General features: G+C 68.4%; 15 protein-coding genes. 9 read left to right on the forward strand and 6 right to left on the reverse strand.

Annotation, left to right across the window (positions count from 1 at the left end; translation table 11 throughout):
- Positions 1-22 precede the first annotated feature (22 nt).
- The 5 genes from J3476_RS13135 to J3476_RS13155 all read left to right on the forward strand — a co-directional run bounded on the left by J3476_RS13135 (position 23) and on the right by J3476_RS13155 (position 5,830).
- On the forward strand, positions 23-313 hold the full coding sequence (locus J3476_RS13135; protein WP_207066891.1) for a hypothetical protein: 291 nt from the start codon (positions 23-25) through the stop codon (positions 311-313).
- Between the two features lie 90 nt (positions 314-403).
- A complete protein-coding gene (locus tag J3476_RS13140; protein ID WP_207066892.1) occupies positions 404-1,381 on the forward strand; it encodes an ABC transporter permease in 978 nt (325 codons plus the stop codon).
- Positions 1,378-2,283, forward strand: a complete 906-nt coding sequence (locus J3476_RS13145) for an ABC transporter permease (RefSeq protein WP_207066893.1) — start codon at positions 1,378-1,380, stop codon at positions 2,281-2,283. Before J3476_RS13140 ends, J3476_RS13145 begins: the two co-directional genes overlap by 4 nt.
- On the forward strand, positions 2,280-4,115 hold the full coding sequence (locus J3476_RS13150) for an ABC transporter ATP-binding protein (RefSeq protein WP_207066894.1): 1,836 nt from the start codon (positions 2,280-2,282) through the stop codon (positions 4,113-4,115). Before J3476_RS13145 ends, J3476_RS13150 begins: the two co-directional genes overlap by 4 nt.
- 11 nt (positions 4,116-4,126) lie before the next feature.
- Positions 4,127-5,830 carry an ABC transporter family substrate-binding protein gene (locus tag J3476_RS13155; protein ID WP_373889055.1) on the forward strand — a complete coding sequence of 568 codons (1,704 nt, stop codon included), beginning with the start codon at positions 4,127-4,129 and terminating at the stop codon, positions 5,828-5,830.
- Here the strand turns inward: J3476_RS13155 and J3476_RS13160 are convergent.
- From J3476_RS13160 to J3476_RS13170, 3 genes are read right to left on the reverse strand one after another with little or no spacing between them, the layout of a single operon-like run.
- Positions 5,817-7,082, reverse strand: a complete 1,266-nt coding sequence (locus J3476_RS13160) for an alpha/beta fold hydrolase (protein WP_207066895.1) — start codon at positions 7,080-7,082, stop codon at positions 5,817-5,819. The genes J3476_RS13155 and J3476_RS13160 overlap by 14 nt on opposite strands.
- 49 nt (positions 7,083-7,131) lie before the next feature.
- The gene (locus J3476_RS13165) at positions 7,132-9,786 is read right to left on the reverse strand and encodes an AAA family ATPase (protein ID WP_207066896.1); all 2,655 of its coding nucleotides are present in this window, start codon (positions 9,784-9,786) and stop codon (positions 7,132-7,134) included.
- The gene (locus J3476_RS13170; protein WP_207066897.1) at positions 9,783-10,931 is read right to left on the reverse strand and encodes an exonuclease SbcCD subunit D; all 1,149 of its coding nucleotides are present in this window, start codon (positions 10,929-10,931) and stop codon (positions 9,783-9,785) included. Before J3476_RS13170 ends, J3476_RS13165 begins: the two co-directional genes overlap by 4 nt.
- A gap of 115 nt (positions 10,932-11,046) precedes the next feature.
- On the opposite strand from J3476_RS13170, the gene J3476_RS13175 reads away from it, so the two are divergent.
- The gene (locus J3476_RS13175; RefSeq protein ID WP_207066898.1) at positions 11,047-11,574 is read left to right on the forward strand and encodes a histidine phosphatase family protein; all 528 of its coding nucleotides are present in this window, start codon (positions 11,047-11,049) and stop codon (positions 11,572-11,574) included.
- 24 nt (positions 11,575-11,598) lie between these two features.
- Here J3476_RS13175 and J3476_RS13180 read toward each other — a convergent pair whose 3' ends face one another.
- Both J3476_RS13180 and J3476_RS13185 read right to left on the reverse strand, forming a co-directional pair.
- Positions 11,599-12,147, reverse strand: coding sequence for a DUF3558 domain-containing protein (locus J3476_RS13180; RefSeq protein ID WP_207066899.1), 549 nt, complete (start codon positions 12,145-12,147; stop codon positions 11,599-11,601).
- On the reverse strand, positions 12,144-12,719 hold the full coding sequence (locus tag J3476_RS13185; protein ID WP_152518133.1) for a DUF3558 domain-containing protein: 576 nt from the start codon (positions 12,717-12,719) through the stop codon (positions 12,144-12,146). The genes J3476_RS13180 and J3476_RS13185 overlap by 4 nt, the downstream gene beginning before the upstream one ends.
- A 118-nt stretch (positions 12,720-12,837) precedes the next feature.
- Between J3476_RS13185 and J3476_RS13190 the strand changes: the two genes are divergently transcribed.
- The 3 genes from J3476_RS13190 to J3476_RS13200 all read left to right on the forward strand — a co-directional run bounded on the left by J3476_RS13190 (position 12,838) and on the right by J3476_RS13200 (position 18,748).
- Positions 12,838-14,571, forward strand: coding sequence for an ABC transporter ATP-binding protein (locus J3476_RS13190; protein WP_207066900.1), 1,734 nt, complete (start codon positions 12,838-12,840; stop codon positions 14,569-14,571).
- Positions 14,568-16,472, forward strand: coding sequence for an ABC transporter ATP-binding protein (locus J3476_RS13195; protein ID WP_207066901.1), 1,905 nt, complete (start codon positions 14,568-14,570; stop codon positions 16,470-16,472). The genes J3476_RS13190 and J3476_RS13195 overlap by 4 nt, the downstream gene beginning before the upstream one ends.
- A gap of 107 nt (positions 16,473-16,579) precedes the next feature.
- Positions 16,580-18,748, forward strand: coding sequence for a molybdopterin-dependent oxidoreductase (locus J3476_RS13200; protein WP_207066902.1), 2,169 nt, complete (start codon positions 16,580-16,582; stop codon positions 18,746-18,748).
- 116 nt (positions 18,749-18,864) lie between these two features.
- Here the strand turns inward: J3476_RS13200 and J3476_RS13205 are convergent, their stop codons facing one another.
- Positions 18,865-19,899 carry a putative zinc-binding metallopeptidase gene (locus tag J3476_RS13205; RefSeq protein WP_207066903.1) on the reverse strand — a complete coding sequence of 345 codons (1,035 nt, stop codon included), beginning with the start codon at positions 19,897-19,899 and terminating at the stop codon, positions 18,865-18,867.
- Positions 19,900-20,152 lie beyond the last annotated feature (253 nt).

Consider the following 20,152-nt stretch of genomic DNA (forward strand, 5'->3'; position numbering starts at 1 on the left):
GGCCGGCATCAGGCTGGGCGCCATGGATACCGATCACACCAGGCCGGCCGCTCCGACATGGGGTAGCCCGCAACCACACCAGAGGTGGGGCACCCGCCAGACCACGGCGGCCGTCGCGGTGGCCGCGGCCATCGCGGCCGTGGGCGGCGCGGCGATCTTCGCCGCGAGCGGAGGGTCATCACAGGTCGCCGGCCCACCCGGAGCTCCGGGATTCGGCCCGCCTGGTGGACCGCCCGGAATGGGTGCACCGGGAATGGCCGCGCCGGGCGCTCCCGCATGCGCGGCCGAGGTCGTGGACGCACCCACCCGCTGACGGACCGGCGCGCCGGAGTGGGCATCGGTGGGCCGGGCCGCGGCATTTCTCCTACCCTGTCGGGATGCAGCCCAGCGGTGGAACCACCGGATGACCCGTTTCCTGACGCGTCGGCTGCTCAACTACGTGGTGCTGCTGGGCGTGGTGTCGTTCCTGACGTTCGCGCTGACGTCGCTGACGTTCAATCCGCTCGACAGCCTGCTGGAGCGCAACCCGCGTCCGCCGCAGTCGGTGATCGACGCCAAGGCCGCCGAGCTGGACCTCGACAAGCCGATTCCGGTCCGCTACGCGAACTGGGTGTCCGGAGCGGTGCGGGGCGACTTCGGCACGACTGTCGGTGGCCAGCCGGTCAGCGATGAACTGTGGCGCCGTATCGGGGTGAGCCTGAGGCTGGTGCTCATCGGCTCGGTCCTCGGCACCGTCGTCGGCGTCGTGGTGGGCGCGTGGGGCGCGATCCGTCAGTACCGGCTGTCCGACCGGGTCATCACGGTGCTGTCGCTGCTGGTCCTGTCCGCCCCCACCTTCGTGATCGCCAACCTGTTGATCCTGGGGGCGCTGAAGGTCAACACCATCCTCGGGGTGCAGGTGTTCGAGTACACCGGGGAGACCTCACCCGACGCGACCGGGGGCACGTGGAACCGGCTCGTCGACCGCCTGCAGCACCTGATTCTGCCCACCTTCACCCTGGCGCTGGCCTCGATCGCCGGCTTCAGCCGCTACCAGCGCAACGCCATGCTCGACGTGCTCGGCCAGGACTTCATCCGCACCGCACGCGCCAAGGGCCTGACCCGTCGCCGAGCGCTGTTCAAGCACGGCCTGCGCACCGCGCTGATCCCGATGGCCACCTTGTTCGCCTACAGCGTCGGCGGCCTGTTCACCGGCGCCGTGTTCGTCGAGCAGATCTTCGGTTGGCACGGTGTCGGTGAATGGGTGATCCAGGGCGTCGCCAGCCAGGACACCAACATCGTGGTCGCGATCGTGATGTTCTTCGGCGTCGTCATCCTGCTGGCGGGGCTGCTCTCCGACGTCATCTACGCGGTGCTCGATCCGAGGGTGCGGGTGTCATGACCGAGACCACGTTCACCTCCCGGCGCCGCCTCGTGTGGCGCCGCTTCCTGCGTAACCGGCCTGCGGTGGTGTCGCTGGTCGTGCTGGTCACCATGTTCATCGCGGCCTACGCCTTGCCGGCGCTGCTGCCCTACTCGCACACCGACCTCGACTACTACGCACTGCAGCAACCCCCGAGCCCGACCCACTGGCTGGGCACCAACGCGCTGGGCCAGGACCTGCTGGCGCTGACGTTGCGCGGCATGCAGAAGTCGATGCTGATCGGGGTGTGCGTGGCGTTCATCTCGACGTTGATCGCCGCGACGGTCGGGGCCATCGCCGGCTACTTCGGCGGCTGGCGCGACCGGGCCTTGATGTGGCTCGTGGACCTGCTGCTCGTGGTGCCGAGCTTCATCCTGATCGCGATCGTCACCCCGCGCACCCGCGAGTCGGGCACCATCCTGTGGCTGATCCTGCTGCTGGCGGGATTCAGCTGGATGATCAGCTCCCGCATGGTGCGCGGACTCACCATGAGCCTGCGCGAGCGCGAGTTCGTCGTCGCCGCCCGCTACATGGGCGTCAGCAACTGGCGCATCATCGCGCGCCACATCGTCCCCAATGTGGCCTCGATCCTGATCATCGACACCGCGCTGAACGTCGGTCTGGCCGTGCTGGCCGAGACCGGGCTCAGCTTTCTCGGCTTCGGGGTGCAGCCCCCGGATGTGTCGCTGGGCACCCTGATCGCCGACGGCACCAACTCGGTGACGACGTTTCCGTGGGTGTTCCTCGTCCCGGCGGGCGCGCTGGTGCTGATCGTCATGTGCGCCAACCTGGTCGGTGACGGGCTGCGCGACGCGCTCGACCCGGGGATCCGGCCGGCCCGTCGGCGGCGCTGGCGAGAGCGTCGGGAGGCAGCACGATGAGCCTGCTCGAGGTCCGCGGACTGACCGTGACGTTCCCCACCGACGAGGAACGCGTCGCCGCGGTACGCGGTCTGGACTACCACGTCGACGCGGGCGAGGTGGTGGCGCTGGTCGGCGAGTCCGGGGCGGGCAAGTCCGCCGGGGCGATGGCCGTCATCGGGTTGCTGCCCGAATATGCGGAGGTGTCGGGCTCGGTGCGCCTGCACGGCGACGAACTGCTCGGATTGCCCGACAAGCAGATGTCGCGCATCAGAGGCAACCGGATCGGCACCGTGTTCCAGGATCCGATGTCGGCGCTCACGCCCGTCTACCCGGTCGGAGACCAGATCGCCGAAGCGATCTCCATCCACCAGCGCGAGCTCGGCGACCGCGCGGCCCGCGCCCGCGCGGTCGAGCTGCTGGAACTGGTCGGCATCGCCCAGCCCGAACAGCGCGCCCGCGCGTTCCCCCACGAGCTGTCCGGCGGTGAGCGGCAGCGCGTCGTGATCGCCATCGCCATCGCCAACGACCCGGACCTGCTGATCTGCGACGAGCCGACCACCGCGCTCGACGTCACCGTGCAGGCGCAGATCCTCGACGTGCTGCGCACCGCGCGCGATGTCACCGGTGCGGGGGTGCTGATCATCACCCACGACCTCGGGGTGGTCGCCCAGTTCGCCGACCGCGCCCTGGTGATGTACGCCGGCCGGGCGGTCGAAACCGCGCCCGTCGACGAGCTCTACCGCGACCGCCGGATGCCCTACACCGCGGGCCTGCTCGGGTCGGCGCCCAGCCTCGACGCGGCACAGGGGACCCGTCTGGTGCCGATCCCCGGCGCCCCGCCGTCGATGGTGTCATTGCCGCCCGGCTGCCCCTTCGCGCCGCGGTGTCCGCTGGCTGTCGACGACTGCCGCGCCGAGGAACCCGCGCTGGACGAGGTGGGGCCGGATCACCGGGTGGCCTGCATCCGCAGCGACGAGGTCACCGGCCGCAGCGCCGCCGACATCTACGGCGTGCCGAGCGCACCGGCGCAGACCGCCCCGGCGCCGGGCTCCGAGGTCGTGGTGCGGGTCGACAACCTGGTCAAGACCTACACCCTGACCAAGGGTGCGGTGCTGCGGCGCCGCATCGGTGAGGTGCGCGCCGTCGACGGCGTCAGCTTCGAGCTGCGCCAGGGCCGCACCCTGGGCATCGTCGGCGAGTCCGGGAGCGGCAAGTCGACCACACTGCATCAGATCCTGGAGCTGACCGCTCCGCAAGACGGGACCATCGAAGTGCTCGGTGCCGACGTCGCCGACCTGGACCGGCGATCCCGGCGTGCGCTGCGCGGTGATCTGCAGGTGGTGTTCCAGGACCCCGTCGCATCGCTGGACCCGCGGCTGCCGGTGTTCGACGTGCTGGCCGAACCGTTGCGGGCCAACGGATTCGACAAGGCCGCGACCAACGACAGGGTCGCCGAACTGCTCACCACGGTGGGGCTGCGCCACCAGGACGCCAGCCGGTACCCCGCCGAGTTCTCCGGCGGCCAGAAGCAACGCATCGGCATCGCCCGCGCGCTGGCGCTGCAGCCGAAGATCCTGGCTCTCGACGAGCCGGTCTCCGCGCTGGACGTCTCCATCCAGGCCGGCATCATCAACCTGCTCCTCGACCTGCAGGACCGATTCGGGCTGGCCTACCTGTTCGTGTCCCACGACCTGTCGGTGGTGCGGCACCTGGCCCACGACGTCGCCGTGATGAACCGCGGGGTGATCGTCGAACAGGGTGAGGCGGCGCAGGTGTTCGAGCATCCGCGCGACGACTACACACGCCGGTTGCTGGCCGCGGTACCGCGGGCCCTGCCCGATCACCATTAGAGTCGGAGCGCATGGGTGATCTGAGACCAGGTGCGCACCGTCCGTCGGCGATGACGGCGTGGGTGCGGTTTCTCGCGGTGGTGGCCACGCTCGGGCTGGTGGTGACCGGCTGCTCCAGCCCCGACGAGGCCCCCTCCGCCGGCGGCGACGCCGAACTGGGCGCCAGCGCCGACATCAATCCGCAGGACCCCGCCACGCTGCAGCAGGGCGGCAACCTGCGGTTGGCGCTGTCGGGCTTCCCGCCGAACTTCAACTACCTGCACATCGACGGCAACGTCGCCGACTTCGGCGGGTTGCTGCGCTGGACGCTGCCGCGCGCGTTCTTCATCAAGCCCGACGGCGAGATGACGGTCAACAGCGACTACTTCACCAGCGTCGAGCTGACCAGTACCGACCCCCAGGTCGTCACCTACACCATCAACCCGAAGGCGGTGTGGACCGACGGCACGCCGATCACCTGGGAGGACTTCGCGGCGCAGATCAACGCCACCAGCGGCAAGGACGACCGGTTCCTGTTCGCCGCGCCGAACGGCAGCGAGCGAGTCGAATCGGTGACCAAGGGCGTCGACGACCGGCAGGCCGTCATCACATTCGCTCAGCATTACGCCGACTGGCGGGGCATGTTCGCCGGCAACAGCATGCTGGCGCCGAAGTCGATGACCCAGGACCCGGAAGCGTTCAACCGCGGCTTCCTGAACGGACCGGCTCCGTCCGCCGGCCCGTTCATGATCACGTCGGTCGACCGCGCCGCCCAACGCATCACGCTGACCCGTAATCCGGACTGGTGGGGTGAGACGCCGGTGCTGGACGCGGTGACCTACACCGTGCTCGACGACGCCGCGAAGATGCCTGCGCTGCAGAACAACGCGCTCGATGCCGTGGGTGTGGCCAACCTCGACGACTTGACGATCGCCCGGCGCACCCAGGGCGTGTCGATCCGGCGGGCCCCCGCTCCGAGCTGGTATCACATGACGTTCAACGGGGCCGAGGGCTCGATCCTGGCAGATCCGGCGCTGCGCACCGCGATCTCCAAGGGCATCGACCGCCAGGCCATCGCCTCGGTCACCCAGCGGGGCCTGGTCGACAACCCGGTTCCGCTCAACAACCACATATATCTGGCCGGCCAAGAGGGCTACCAGGATAACAGCATCGGCTTCGACCCGGAAGCCGCCAAGCGTGATCTGGACGCGCTGGGTTGGCAGGTGAACGGTCAGTTCCGGGAGAAGGACGGTCGCCGCCTGACGATCCGCGACGTGTTCTACGACGCGCAGAGCACTCGGCAGATCGCCCAGATCGCGCAGAACAATCTGGCCCAGATCGGGGTGGAGTTGCAGCTCAACGCGGTGGGCGGCGGCCAGCTGTTCACCGACTTCGTGACGCCGGGCAACTTCGACATCGCCCAGTTCTCGTGGGTGGGTGACGCCTTCGCCCTGGCGGGTCTCACCCAGATCTATGCGTCGGGCGGCGAGAGCAACTTCGGCAAGATCGGCAGCCCCGAGATCGACGCACAGATCGAGGAGACCCTCTCCGAGTTGGATCCGGCGAAGGCGCGCGAGCTGGCCAACGAACTGGACAAGATGATCTGGTCGGAGGGCTTCAGCCTGCCGCTGTTCCAGTCGCCGGGCAATGTCGCGGTCCGCAGCACGCTGGCGAACTTCGGCCCGACCGGCATCGGCGACCTGAACTACACCGCCGTCGGGTTCATGAAGCCGTGAGCTGACGCATCGCGCGGGGCAGCACGTCGGGCACCACCGCCTCGGCCCTGGCCGCCAGCGCGACCGCCCGCACCATCAGCCGCACCGTGAGGTTCGCCGGCAGCGCATCGAGTTCGGCGGCGCGGCCAGGCAATTCGTGCGCCGCACCCGAACAGACGGCCAGGCCGATCTGCAACGCGGCACGCTCTCGGATGTCGAGGATGCTGTGGCCCGCGGTGGGCAGTTCGACCAGGGCAGGATCAGGCAGCAGCTGGGCCACTCGCCGCGCGATCGCCGGCGGCGTGGTCAGGTCACGCCCACCGGAGACCACCACGGTCGGCCAGCCGAAACCCGGCAGTGCCGCCGGCAGATCATATGGTTCGGCGACGAATCCGGCGTCCCCCGTGGCCATTTCCCGGAATGCCACCGCGGGATCGAGCGGCCCGCCGTCGGGCACCGCGCCGTAGTTCAACTCGCGGTAGGCGATCCGCTCGACCAGGTCGGGCTCCTGGTGATACGGCGTCTTGCGCTCCAGCAGCAGCCGGGTACCCACGCCGACGGCAGTCCAGAGCCAATCATGTCCGGCCAGCAGCAGATCCAGTTGGCGACGCAACACGTCGGGTCCGGCGAGTTCGAAGATGCCCACGGCCTGCAGGACCGCCTGCGGCGTGAACACCCCCGCGTCGACCAGAGTGCGTACCTTGGCAGCAAGCTCGGCGGTGTCGGGCGTCGCACCGTCCCACAGCACGTGCCGAATCTGTGCGCGGGCCTCGACGATGTCGTGCGCCGACAGCAGCGGCGAGTCCAGCACCATGGCGTGTACGCGCCCCGGGTGCCGCACCCCGAACCCGGCCGCCACATAGCTGCCGTAGGAGGCGCCGTAGACGACGGCCTGCTCGACTTTTGCGTCGTCGAGCACCGCGGCGAGGTCGTCCACCGCAGCGTCGATACAGATGGCTTCCGGCGGCAGGTCCCGACCGGCATCGTCGTGGCGCGACAGACCCACGCCGCGGTGCTCCACCATGATCACGTCGAGGCCGTCGACCGCAGCACGGCGGCGAAACGCCCGGTACAGCGCCACCGACGCCGCTCCGGGCCCGCCGGGGATGACCAGAAGTGGATGCCGAGACTTGCGGCCGATGCGCACGTAGTAGAGGTCGAAATGCGGACCGTCGGCCCCGCCACTCGGATGCACCGGCCGGCGCACGGCACGCACCCCCGGCAGCCCAGCCAGCCGGTCGTGCGCCCGCCGACGCCGGGAGCTCATCGTCATCGGACTCATTTTGCCCCGCCGGGATGCCCGCCAAACCGGCAGCGACGGGTTACGCGGTCAACTCGATGTGCTCGGCGCTCTCGATGACACCGGCGTAGCGCTGCGGACTGCACGTCAAGATGATGACCTGCCCGTCGCCGGCCACCGCGTCGAAGACATCGGTCATCTTGGCCAACCGGTCGGCGTCGGTGAAGCCCAGCGCGTCGTCGATGATGACGGGCACCCCATCCTCCTTGGCCACCAGCGCAGCACTGGCCAGCCTGGCCACGATGCCCAGCTGTTCCTTGGCCCCACCGGACAGTGATTCATAGGGCACGGTCCGGCCGGAGAGGGTGCGTTGCTCGATGCGCAGATCGGCGTCGACGTCGATCTCGAAGCTGTCGCCGAACACGATGCGGCCCAACCGCTCCACCTCGCCGCGGTAGGGGTCGACGTAACGCTGCCGCGTGGCGTCGCGGTGTCGCACCATGACCGACCTGAGAAGCTGTGCGGCCTGCGCCCGGCGCTGCATACGCAGATGCTCGGCCTCGGCATGCTGGCGCTCGGTCTCGGCTTCGTCGAACCTGCCTTGGCGGCCCTGGGTGCCGTACACCTTGAGCTGAGTGGCGACCTCGCGCAGCGACTCGGCGGCGCGCTGGCGCTCGCTGTCGAGGCGGTCATGCTGCCGTTGCGCCTGCTCGAGGGCGGCGGCCACGGCGTCGGGTTGGTGCCGCTCGAGGTCGTCGTTGAGGCGGGCGACCAGCGAATCCGCTGCCCGGACCGCTTCGGCGTCCGCCTCGGCCGCGACGGCGAGGTCGTCGTCTGGAGTGAGGGCCCGCTGCGCGGACAGTCGCTGCGTGGCCAGCGTCAGCTCGGCCTGGGCGGCATCGAGTTTCTCTTTGGCGCGCGCCGCGCGCAGCTCGCGGTCGGACAGCAGCTTGGCTGTCTCTTCGGCGACCTTGCGGTGGGTTTCGCAGTCACGAACGAGCTGTTGGTGTTCGGCAGAGGCGGCGTCCAGTTCGGCACGCAGGGCAGCGACGTCGCGCGGCCCACCCGCATCGGCGTCCCACAATCCGTCATCGGCGGGCAGCGCCGCCCGCAGGGCGTCGACGCGCGCAGCCAAAGCGTCAACGGTGTGCTCGGCGGTGAGCACATCGAGGATGCCGCGCAGCCGCTCCGCGGCGCCGGCCAATTCGCGGCGCCGCTGATCCGTGTGCCGCGCCGTCGCAAGATCGGTGACGCCAGCCTGCCCGAGAACATCGGCCAGTCTCACGCACGCAGCGTCCAGTGTGGCCTGCGTGGCCGCCGCCGGCGCGCCAGGCACCACGCGTAGCGACAACACGCCGGCGACGTCGACCCCGGTGGGGCCGCTGACGGCCGCCGACCAGTCCTGCCCCGCCGACAATCTGATCCGGTCCTCACCGACCGTCACCTCGAGGTCGGTGGAGGCGACCAGATCCAGATGCGCCGACGCCTGGTCGGCGGCCGCGCGGGCCCGGTCGACGGCGGCGGCCGCATCCTCGACGGCCGCCATCAGGGAGGCGGTGAGCGTGATCGCGCCGAGGTCACGCTGCACCTCGTCCAATTCACGCTGATGGCGTTGCAGGGTCGTCAGCTGACCGGCGAGCCGATCGAGTTCTTCGCGGTCGCACAGGCGCTGGACCGTGGCACGCACCGCCTCGACCCGGCGGTGGCCGGCCTCGACCGCCGTGCGTGCCGCGGCCGCGACCTGTTCGGCCTCCTTCTGCATCGTCGACGTGGTATCCAGATCATCGGCGGCAGAGTCTGATTCGGCCTGCAGCCGGGTCACGGCCGCAGCGCGCTCATCGATGTCCGCGCGGGCACGCCGGCGCTCAGCGAGGGCCGACACCGACATACGATGCTTCTCGGTCGCTGCACCGGCCACCACGGTGGCCTGCGCGATCTCGGTACGCAACCTCTCGACCGCACGAGCAGCCTCCTGCGCCTCGGCGAGAATGGTTGCCGCAGCAGTGCTTTGCGCCGTCAATGTGACCGAATCCGTGGTCAGCGCGGCATGCCGGCGGACGGCTTCGTCGACTTCGGCGACCGCGGCGGCGCACCGGGCAACCTCCTCGTCGGCGGCGCGCAGGCGAGCGATGGCTGCTGCCCACTCCCCCGTGGGCCGCCCCGTGGCCGTGAAATAGCGCCGGTATTCGGCGTCGACACGGTCGATCAACAGCGAGTCCACCGCACCGCCGGCGGCCGGCTGGTCGTCGACCTCACCGGCAGCGACGTCGAGCGCACGTGACAGCGCGTCACACCCGGACAGATCCACCGCCGAGGTGGACGCCGACTGCAGGACACGCTGGGCCTGCCAGAGGTCCATGTCCACGGTCTCGGCGAGCATGGCGCGCACCCGATCGTGGGCTTCGTCACCGGTGAGCTGCTCGCGCCGCGGGGCCAGCAGCGTGAGCTCTGTCTCCGGGCGCTTGTGGAACCGCTTCCGGTATACGAACCGGTATGGGCCCGTCGAGATTTCCGCGGTGACCTCGGCGCCGACGTCGGCGTGGGTCGGCTTGACCTGCTTGACCTCTTTCTTGGTCGAGCGGTCCTTGGCCTCCAGCAGCAGGTCCAGCGCCTCCAGCATGGAGGACTTGCCGATCTCGTTGGCACCGCTGATGACAACGACGCCGTGGTCGGGGAATTCGAGGTCGCGGTGGGTGATGCCGCGGTAGTTGGTCAGAGTCAGCCGGTGCAGTTTCACGCCGCGCTCCCGTCGGCCAGACGCAGCAGCAGCCCCAGAGCGGCCCGCGCGTCGTCGGCCTCGGCGGTGTCGGAGCGTGCGGTGGCCACGAGTTCGTCGACCGCGGCGGCCGCGAAACCACCGATGCCCAGATCGTCGAACTCCCCGTCCGCCGGCATCACGGCGAGGTCGGTCTGCTTGTCCCACGGCACGAGGGCGGCGAACAACCGCGCGTACCGGTCCAGGCAGACGTCGAGCGCGGCGCGGTCGGTGACCGTCAGAGAACCGGTGAGCCCGTGCCGGACCACGGTGCGCTCCTTGTTCGGGATCAGGTCCAGGTTGAGGTCCAGGTCGGCAACATCGCGCCCGTCATCGACCGAACGGCACAGGGAGACGAAACGCCACTGTCCGATGCGCGCCGAGTCGACCCGCGCGGGCCGGCTGGGGTCGTCCTCGTCGAGCTCGACGACCAGCACATGCCCCGGGTCGGGCTCGATGTCGTCGTAGTTGGTCACCTCCGGGGAGCCGGAGTACCAGACCCGGCCGGTCGCGCCCACGCTCATCCGGGAGTGCTTGTCGCCCAGCGCGACATAGTGCACGGCTCCACGCTGCAGGGCCGACTCGACGGCGTCGAGCCGGATCAGCGAGGCCCGGTCCTTGTCCGGGACCAGGATGTCGACGGCGCCGTGGCCGACGACGATGCGGGTCACCCCGTCGGCCGGCAGGTCGTCGATCACGTCGGCGACGAGGTCGGTGGTCGGGGCCTTCGAGTACCAGGGGGCCGCTACCAGCTCCAGACCTGGACGCACCTCGTGGACGCCGGGGCGGTCCAGGACGATGACGTTGTCGGGGCGCTCGGCGGTGAAGAGCGCGCTGGTGTACACCGACGAGGCGTCGAGCGGGTCGTGGTTGCCGGGGAGCAGGTAGACCGGCACCCCGATGCCCCGCATCACCTCCAGCGATCGCCCGACTTCGTCGGGGGCGAGTTGATTGTGTTCGAACACGTCGCCGGCGACGACGACGAACTCGGCGTCACGGTCCTCGGCCACCGAACCCAGCGCAGAGATCGCAGCGCGCCGCGCGGCGGAGTAGCGGGGCTGGGCATCGGGGCTCAGGAAGTGTCGGGTCATGCCGAGTTGCCAGTCAGCGGTGTGCAGAAAGCGCATGTCAAGCTGTCCTTCCCCCGGTCGTCCGTGAACCCGTTGGTCCGGGCACAGCGAGTCTAGGGCGGCGCTCCGACAACTCCTGGGACGCCGACCGGCATGCCCTACCGTTATCCAGATGAGCGACCGGTACCGCACACTTCTGCTGCTTCGACACGCCAAGTCGGACTACCCCTCCGGAGTCGCCGACCACGATCGCCCGCTGGCGGACCGCGGGATCCGCGAGGCCGCGCTGGTCGGAGACTGGATCAGGACCAGCGTCAGCCCGGTCGACGCCGTGCTGTGTTCGACGGCGACGCGAACCCGCCAGACCTTGGAACGCACCGGTATCGACGCGCCGGTGCACTACGTCGACCGCATCTACGATTCGTCTCCCGGCATCGTCATCGACGAGATCAACGGCGTCGCTGCACGCTTCGGCGACGCGGCGAGCGATCCGTCGACCCTGCTGGTGGTGGGACACGAACCGGTGATGTCCGGGCTCGCGCTCGGACTGGCCGACGAGGAGTCGAGCAGGAGCGCCACCGCGGAGGCGATCCTGGAGAAGTTTCCGACCTCGGCGATCGCGGTGTTGCGGACGAACCGTCCCTGGGCCGAGCTGGAGCTGAGGAGCGCGGAACTCGTCGACTTTCACATCGCGCGCTGAGCGCGCAATCAGACCGGGCGCCAGTCAGGCGCGGGTGGCCAGCGTCAACTCCATCAGCTTGATCGCCATGCCGCAGGCGTCGATGCCGGGCGCTTGCGGGTTGACCCACCAGCCCACCACGCCGGCCGCGTCGCTGGCCACGCCGCACGCACCGTTCGGATCGTTGGGGCGCATCACGAACGACTGGATACCGGCGATCGACCGGTCTTCGATGTCGTAGCCGAGTTCCTGGGACACCTGGCGTTCATGGTCGAGGCTGCCGAGTTCGAACCAGAACCGGGTGATGTCCACCAGGCCGGCCGGATTGGCGGCCTGCCACCGGCACACCGCGCCGACGAACGTGCTCTGGATGTCCAGCGGGTCCGCGCCGACAGTCTCGGCGAGGATGTCCTCGGTGAGGACGTCGCACTCCTTGAGCAGGTTGGGGTACTGGCGCTGCGAGTCGTTGTTGCGCGGCACGTCGCCCGCACCCGCCCGGGCCGCGGAGCCCTCGACGGTCTGGGTGCAACCGGTCAGCACAACCAGGCCGGCCAGCGCAGCGACGAAACCTGCGACAGCTCTGCGCGCCCTCATTTGGAATTCACAATCGACTGGCGGGTGAGTTCGGTGGCCACGTCGCACGCGTCCGGGAACGGCTCCTGGGCGTAGCTGATCGACCATTCGATGAAGTCGTCGCCGAACTGGATACCGATCTCGCACAGGTTGACACCCATGGTCGGGTCCTCGTTGATGCCCATGAAGCCTTCGTGACCTTCGATGGTGACGTCTTCGACGCTGGTGCGCGACAACTCCATCGTCTTGCGCTCGCGGCCGATCGGGCTGCCCCGGAACCAGGTGAACGAGAAGTGCGGGCCCAGGATGCTGCCTCCGGCCAACCACTGACAACCCACCGACGTCTTGGCCGTGTTCACCAGGCCGGCCACCTGCGTCAGCTCGGTCATCTGTTCGTCACTGATGCCGCCGCACTCGGGAAAGAACGGACCGTGGGACACGTCCTGCTGCGGCGCGTCCGTGGTCGGCACCTCCGGGGAGGGCGACTCCGAATCCGAACACGCGGCCAGCACCGGGACGACGGCAACCGCAACGACGGCGAGACGCTGCGCCGAGCGGCGGAATCTGCGGTCGCGGTGAGTCACGCCATGCACTGTAGCTGCAGCCCCATGCCCCGACCACCGACATGCCGACTGACCTGCCGATTTATGCGATTCTCAGGTGCGGCAGCCGAACAGGTTCGCGGCGGTGACCGTGTGCGACAGTAGCGGGATGCTCTGGGCCCTGCTGCGACGACACGTCCAGCCCTACCGCGGGCTGCTCGCCACGGTGGCGACGCTGCAGGTCATCAGCACGCTGGCGACGCTGTATCTGCCGACGATCAACGCCGCGATCATCGACGACGGAGTGGCGCAAGGCGATCTGCGCCGCATCGTCGAGCTCGGCGCGCTGATGCTCGGGGTGACCGCGTTGCAGGTGGTGTGCGCCGTCGGCGCGGTGTACTTCGGCTCCCGCGCGGCCATGGGAGTGGGCCGGGATCTGCGCTCCGCGGTTTTTCGGCATGTCACCGGCTTCTCAGCGGAGGAGACGGCGCGATTCGGCGCCCCGTCGCTGTTGACCAGGACCACCAACGACGCGCAGCAGATTCAACTGCTCGTGCAGTTGACCTGCACCATGCTCATCACGGCGCCGATCATGGGTATCGGCGGCATTGCGATGGCCGTGCACCAGAATGCCGGGTTGTCCTGGCTGCTGGTGGTGAGCGTGCCCGTGCTGGCGCTGACGAACTACTGGATCGTGTCGCACCTGCTGCCGATCTTCCGTCGTCTGCAACGTCAGATCGACGGCATCAACCGGGTGATGCGCGAACAACTCACCGGTCTGCGGGTGGTGCGGGCGTTCGCACGAGAACCGTTCGAGCGCAACCGCTTCGCCGAGGCCAACCAGGACCTTGCCGGCACAGCGCTGGAAGCGGGACGCTGGCAGGCATTGATGTTGCCGGTCACGACGCTGGTGATCAACGTCTCCAGCGTGGCGTTGATCTGGTTCGGCGGGTTGCGCATCGATGCCGGCGAGATGCAAGTCGGTTCACTGATCGCGTTCCTGGCCTACTTCATGCAGATCCTGATGGCGGTGCTGATGGCCACGTTCATCCTGGTGATCATTCCGCGTGCGTCGGTGTGCGCCGAACGCATCACCGAGGTGCTCGACACCCATCCCGCGGTGGCCAGCCCGGCCGCGCCGGTCACGCTGTCGCACATCGCCGGGGAGGTCGTGTTCGACGACGCCACCTTCCGTTACGAGGGCGCCGACCGGCCGGTGCTGCAGCGGGTTTCGCTGACAGCGCGGCCCGGTGAGACCACCGCTGTCGTCGGCTCCACGGGGTCGGGGAAGTCCACGCTGATCGCGATGATCTGCCGGCTCTACGACGTCACCTCGGGTTCGGTCCGCGTCGACGGGGTCGACGTCCGCGAGATCGACCTGGACCAGTTGTGGCATTCGGTCGGCCTGGTGCCGCAGCGCGGGTATCTGTTCGCCGGGACAGTCGCCGACAATCTGCTGTTCGGCAAGGCCGATGCGACCGAGGACGAGATGTGGGCGGCGTTGCGGGTCGCCGCCGCTGAGGAGTTCGTCGCCGCCCACCCGGACGGGCTGCACATGCGGATCGCGCAGGGCGGGATGAGTCTGTCCGGCGGGCAGCGTCAGCGCCTGGCGATCGCGCGGGCGGTGATCCGACGTCCGGCGATCTACCTGTTCGACGACGCGTTCTCCGCCCTGGACGTCCACACCGACGCGCGGGTGCGCGCCGCGCTGGCCGACGCGGCCGCCGGTGCCACCGTCATCATTGTGTCGCAGCGCATCTCGACGGTCTCCTCGGCGGATCAGATCGTCGTCGTCGACAATGGATCGGTGGTGGGCTCCGGTACCCACGATGAGCTGTTGGCCGGTTGCGCGGCCTACCGCGAGCTGGCCGACTCGCAGTCGGTGTCGGCGGGCGAACGATGAGCGGTCCGATGGCTCGTCCGATGCGGATGAACGAACCGCCGCAGGTGCGCTCCCGCGACTTCAAGGGTTCGGCGTTGCGACTGCTCAGACGCCTGACCCCGCAACGCGGTCTGACCGTCGCGGTGATCCTGCTCGGCGTCGGCGGTATCGCGGTGAGCGTGATCGGTCCTCGTATCCTCGGGCATGCCACCGACCTGCTGTTCAACGGGGTGATCGGCCGCCAGCTGCCCTCGGGTCTGACGAAGGAGCAGGCGATCGAGGCGGCGCGGGCACGCGGCGATTCGACGTTCGCCGACCTGCTCTCCGGCATGAACGTGGTGCCCGGCCAGGGGGTGGACTTCGGTGCCGTCGCCCGGACGTTGGCGTTGGCGTTGGCGTTGTATGTGGTTGCCGCTCTGATGGTCTGGCTGCAGGCGCGGCTGTTGAACGCGGTCGTGCAGCGCACCATCGCCCGGTTGCGCGCCGACGTCGAGGACAAGGTGCACCGCCTGCCGCTGCGCTATTTCGACACCCGCCAGCGCGGGGAGGTGCTCAGCCGGGTCACCAACGACGTGGACAACATGCAGCAGTCCCTGTCGATGTCGATCACCCAACTGCTGACCTCGGTGCTGACGGTGTTCGGGGTGCTGGTGATGATGCTGACCATCTCGCCGTTGTTGACGCTACTGACTGTGGTCACCGTGCCGCTGTCGCTGTGGGTGACCCGCTCGATCGCGCGGCGGTCGCGCACGCTGTTCGTCGACCAGTGGACGAACACCGGCAGGCTCAACGCCCACATTGAGGAGACCTACAGCGGTTTCACCGTGGTGAAGACCTACGGGCACCGCGCGGGCGCGATCGAGCAGTTCGACGAACTCAACGACGACGTCTACCGGGCCAGCTTCGGGGCGCAGTTCCTGTCGGGGCTGGTGTCCCCGGCGACGGTGTTCGTCGGCAACATCAGCTACGTTGCGGTCGCCGTCGTCGGCGGTGTGCAGGTGGCCACCGGCCAGATCACGCTGGGCGGCATCCAGGCGTTCATCCAGTACGTGCGGCAGTTCAATCAGCCGTTGACCCAGATCGCGGGTATGTACAACACGTTGCAGTCGGGCATCGCCAGCGCCGAGCGGGTCTTCGATCTGCTCGACGCCGAGGAGGAGCCGGCCGATCCCCCCGCGACGCTGCCGGCGGTGGGCGCGTCACGGCGCGGTCGCGTCGAGTTCGACGAGGTGTCCTTCGGCTACCTGCCCGGCGCCCCGGTCCTCGAGCACCTGTCACTGGTGGCCGAGCCGGGCTCCACCGTCGCGATCGTCGGCCCCACCGGGGCGGGCAAGACCACGCTGGTGAACCTGCTCATGCGGTTCTACGACGTCGACGCCGGCCGCATCCTGATCGACAATGTGGACATCACCTCGGTCAGCCGCAGCTCCCTGCGCTCACAGATCGGCATGGTGCTGCAGGACGCCTGGCTGTTCGCCGGCTCGGTGTACGACAACATCGCCTACGGCCGCCCCGACGCCCGATACGACGAAGTCGTGGACGCAGCGAAGGCGGCGTATGTGGACCGGTTCGTGCACACGCTGCCCGACGGTTACGACACCCAGGTCAGCGATGGTGGGGCGAACATCAGTGTCGGCGAACGTCAGCTCATCACCATCGCCCGCGCGGTGCTGGCCCAGCCGCAGCTGCTGATCCTCGACGAGGCGACCAGCTCGGTGGACACCCGCACCGAGGTGCTCATCCAGCACGCGATGGCGCAGTTGCGGCGGGACCGGACCAGTTTCATCATCGCCCATCGGCTCTCGACCATCCGCGACGCCGACCTGATCCTGGTGATGGAGTCGGGGCGGATCGTCGAACGCGGTACCCATGCCGAGTTGCTGGCGCGCCGGGGAGAGTATTGGAGGATGATCCAGCGGTGAACCGCTAACCCGGCACAGCGGTGAACCGCCGGCCGTATGGCCGATCAAGCAGTCTGCTCAATTCCATTCCGCGCCATGGGACTGGCGGGGTCGGGCAGCATGACGGCATGGCCCGCACGGTGCACACGTTCTGCCGCTACTGCCTTGCCTCGTGCGGTGTCGACGTCACTGTCGAAGACGGGCGGGTCGTCAAGATCTCGCCCGACAAGCAGAACCCGCACAATTGGCGGGACTTCTGCGCCAAGGGTCGCACCGCACCTCAGGTCGTCGAGCATCCCCGCCGGCTGTTGGCACCGATGAAACGGGTGGGTGACCGGTACGTGGAAACCGGCTGGGATGAGGCGACCGACGACATCGCGGCCCGCCTGAACGCGGTGATCCAGGACGGCGGACCCGACGCGGTGGCCGCTTACTACGGCAATCCGGCCGGGTATTCGTCGTCGAACCTGGTGTTCATGAACGGCTGGTTGGACGCCGTCGGCACCCACAATCGGTACGCGGTCGGATCCGTCGACCAGAACGCCCTTCACGTGGTGGCCGAGAAGATGTACGGCTCGTCGTTGATGGTGCCGGTGTCGGACGTCGACAACTGTGACTACTTCGTGATCGTCGGCGCGAATCCCGCAGTGAGTGCGTGGAACTGGCTGGAGTCCGTGCCGGGCGGTTGGCGCCGCACACTGGCGCGCCAGCAGCAGGGTGCGACCGTCGTCGTCGTCGACCCGGTGCGCACCGAGACTGCCGAACGCGCCGACATCCACATGGCGGTGCGGCCCGGACAGGACTGGGCGCTGCTGTTGGCAATGGTCAAGATCGTCCTCGACGACGGTCTGCACCACCGGGGAGACTGCGCTGACCTGGCCACCGGTGTCGATCGGCTGCGCGGCCTGACCGCCGACGTCGACCTCGCCGATCTGGCTCGCCGCTCCGACATACCGCTCGAGGTGATCACCGACGTGGCAAGGGGTTTCGGGACCGCCGAGCGGGCGATGCTGGTGACCCGCACCGGGGTGTCGTTGCATCTGGCCGGCACCGTGGCGGAGTGGCTAGGCCAGGTGCTCAATGTCATCACCGGACGGATGGACCGCCCGGGTGGCCGCCGTTTCGAGGCCGGGTACGTCGACGCCTTACGTCTGGCCGACCTGGCCGGCGCGAAACCGCACCGCAGCAGGTTGCGGGGGCGGGACATGGTCGCCGGGGCACACGCGCTCAGCGAGCTTCCCGACGAGATCACCACCCCCGGACGCGGCCAGGTTCGGGCGATGGTGATCAACAGCGGCAATCCGGTCGTTTCCGGACCCGACGGCGCCAAGCTCGACCACGCGTTGTCGACGCTCGATCTTCTGGTGGCCATCGATTTCGTGCAGCGGGAGAGCCATAGGCATGCCCACTGGCTGCTGCCCGCGGTGCACTGGCTCGAACGCGACGACCTGCTGGCGTTCACCAGCAACCTGCATGACGAGCCGTATGTGCAGTACGGGGTCCGCGCCGTAGACCCGCCGTTCCTCGCGCGTGAAGAGTGGCGCATCTTCACCGATCTGGCGCTGGGGATGAGGCGCCCGCTGTTCGGTGCACGGGGGTTGAACACGTTTGTCGCGGGGTCCAGAAGGCTGGCTGGGCTGACGCGACGGCCGGCGCTCGAATTCGGGCCGTATTGGATTCACCGGCTGCTGATCGCCACCAGCCGAAAAGTGAACGGTCGCAAGATCAGGTGGAGCGACGTGCTGGCTCGTCCGCACGGATGGGTGCTCGGGCCACGCGAGTTCGGCCGCTTTCGCGATGCGCTGCGCACCGACGACAAGACGGTGCACGTCGCTCCCGCGGAGTTCGTCGCACGGGCACGCGAGCTGCTACGCCAGGCGCCGCCGTCGCCGTCAGACGGCTACCCATTCCTGCTGACCAACCGGCGACACCGCCACTCGATGAACTCCTGGCTCAACGACCTTCCTGGCTTGCACCCCGCCGGGAAGGGCACTCAGGTGGTGATCCATCCCGAGGACGCGCTGGCCCTGGGTATCAGCGACGGTGATGCGGTTCGGGTGTCCTCGGCCGTGGGCGAAGTCGAGTTGACCGCGTCGGTCGACGACCAGCCCCGACGTGGCGTCGTCATCATCGACCACGGCTGGGGATCACGAGTTTTCGATCCGGCCGGTGGGTCTGAGCCGCTCAGCTACGGCGTGAACCGCAACCTGCTGGTGGACGGCGCGCAGGTTGACCCGCTGTCGCAGACTGCGGCATTGAACTCGACGTACGTCAACGTCGAAAAGGTGGAACCCTGACAGCTCCGCCGAGAGACGACGCCCACACTCCGATGTCGATCCCGATGCTCACGCAGGTGGTCTCGAAGACTGAAGCCATGGACATCCGGCCGGACAAACGCGTTCCCGGTCAGGGACTACTGCGCGTAACGGGTCCGGGGCTGCGTTTCGGTGAACACGACGGCATCGTCGATGACGGTGTGAACGAAGCGCATCTTTTCCAGGACCGGCGGTGGCAGCACGAAAGGGTACAGGTCCGCGCGCCCCATAGAACGATTGATCATGTTCAGCGACCACGCCAGGGGCAGCCACATCCCGATGAGCGTATCGAAACGGTTGGGGCCCAGGTGAAGCAGATCGAATGCCGCGGCGGCTGGGGCCAAGCCGAATGACGCCGCGGTATCCAACGTATCCCGGATGTGCAGGTAGTGCGCGAACGTCTCTGCCCAGTCTTCGGCGGGATGCATCGACGCATAGGAGGACACGTGACGTGTCGACCAGTCAGGCGACGGGCCGGTTCCATAGTGGCGGTCGAGCGCTTCCTGGTAGTCGTCAGCAGGGTCACCGAAGAGGGCGACGAATTCGGAATGGCGTGCGACCCAGCCGCCGACCAGGCGGTGAAAGTACGCGTGCCCAGTCTCATGTCGAAAGTGGCCGAGCAGCGTCCGGTACGGCTCGTCCAGGGCGACACGCAACTCCTCGCGGCGCACGTCGTCGCTTTCGGCCAGGTCCAGGGTGACGACCCCGTCCTCGTGACCGGTGACGACCTTTTCTCCGGTGCTCGACAAGAGGTCGAACGCCAACCCGAACCGCGGGTCCTGCGTGCGGTCAACGATAGGCAGCCTGAGCTCGATCAGCTCCGCGACCAGCCGGCGTTTGGCGGTCTCGGCCACGGCGAATCTGGCCATCCCAGCGACGTCGGAATCGTGGGGCCGGGTCCGTGTCAGCCGGCATGACGCGCACAGTCCGCCGCCGTCGGCGGCCCCCCGAGAGTCGAGCAACCAGTTGCATTGCGCAATCGCCGAATTCGCACACAAGGAAGAACCTTGCTCATCGACCAGGACCATCGTCGCCTTCTCGGAGGAATATCCGAGCCTGCTTCCACACGACAAACACAGAGAGTTCTCGAAGGTGAGGTGTTGGCCGCATTTCGGGCAGGTGAAGTCGCGCATGCGCACAGTCCGTTCAGGTTCGAAGCCAACGCAGAAGAGCAAGCATCGGCGTCAACTGCGGGCAACGTTGCATCAGAACGTCAGCAGCAGAAGGGTGGAAAAACACCGTCGGCCTGCCGGTAGGAGCTGCCCTACGGGGAATCCTGCCGAGAGTGGTCGTAGTTCCAGATTTGCTTGCCGGAACCCTTACGGTGCAGCTTATCAAACGGGCACTCGCCCAGCCCCCCATTGTGATCAGCGCGACGGGTTTTGC

The organism is Mycobacterium sp. PO1 (genome assembly GCF_017312405.1).
Lineage (GTDB): Bacteria > Actinomycetota > Actinomycetes > Mycobacteriales > Mycobacteriaceae > Mycobacterium.

Bases quoted from the DNA above. Each gene is read 5' to 3' on its own strand.
- J3476_RS13170 (WP_207066897.1), bottom strand. From the start codon at position 10,931: ATGCGCTTTCTGCACACCGCTGACTGGCAACTCGGCATGACCCGACAC.
- J3476_RS13195 (WP_207066901.1), top strand. From the start codon at position 14,568: ATGAGCGGTCCGATGGCTCGTCCGATGCGGATGAACGAACCGCCGCAG.
- J3476_RS13135 (WP_207066891.1), top strand. From the start codon at position 23: ATGGATACCGATCACACCAGGCCGGCCGCTCCGACATGGGGTAGCCCG.
- J3476_RS13190 (WP_207066900.1), top strand. From the start codon at position 12,838: ATGCTCTGGGCCCTGCTGCGACGACACGTCCAGCCCTACCGCGGGCTG.
- J3476_RS13155 (WP_373889055.1), top strand. From the start codon at position 4,127: ATGGGTGATCTGAGACCAGGTGCGCACCGTCCGTCGGCGATGACGGCG.
- J3476_RS13145 (WP_207066893.1), top strand. From the start codon at position 1,378: ATGACCGAGACCACGTTCACCTCCCGGCGCCGCCTCGTGTGGCGCCGC.
- J3476_RS13200 (WP_207066902.1), top strand. From the start codon at position 16,580: ATGGCCCGCACGGTGCACACGTTCTGCCGCTACTGCCTTGCCTCGTGC.
- J3476_RS13175 (WP_207066898.1), top strand. From the start codon at position 11,047: ATGAGCGACCGGTACCGCACACTTCTGCTGCTTCGACACGCCAAGTCG.
- J3476_RS13160 (WP_207066895.1), bottom strand. From the start codon at position 7,082: ATGACGATGAGCTCCCGGCGTCGGCGGGCGCACGACCGGCTGGCTGGG.
- J3476_RS13150 (WP_207066894.1), top strand. From the start codon at position 2,280: ATGAGCCTGCTCGAGGTCCGCGGACTGACCGTGACGTTCCCCACCGAC.
- J3476_RS13140 (WP_207066892.1), top strand. From the start codon at position 404: ATGACCCGTTTCCTGACGCGTCGGCTGCTCAACTACGTGGTGCTGCTG.
- J3476_RS13205 (WP_207066903.1), bottom strand. From the start codon at position 19,899: ATGCGCGACTTCACCTGCCCGAAATGCGGCCAACACCTCACCTTCGAG.
- J3476_RS13180 (WP_207066899.1), bottom strand. From the start codon at position 12,147: ATGAGGGCGCGCAGAGCTGTCGCAGGTTTCGTCGCTGCGCTGGCCGGC.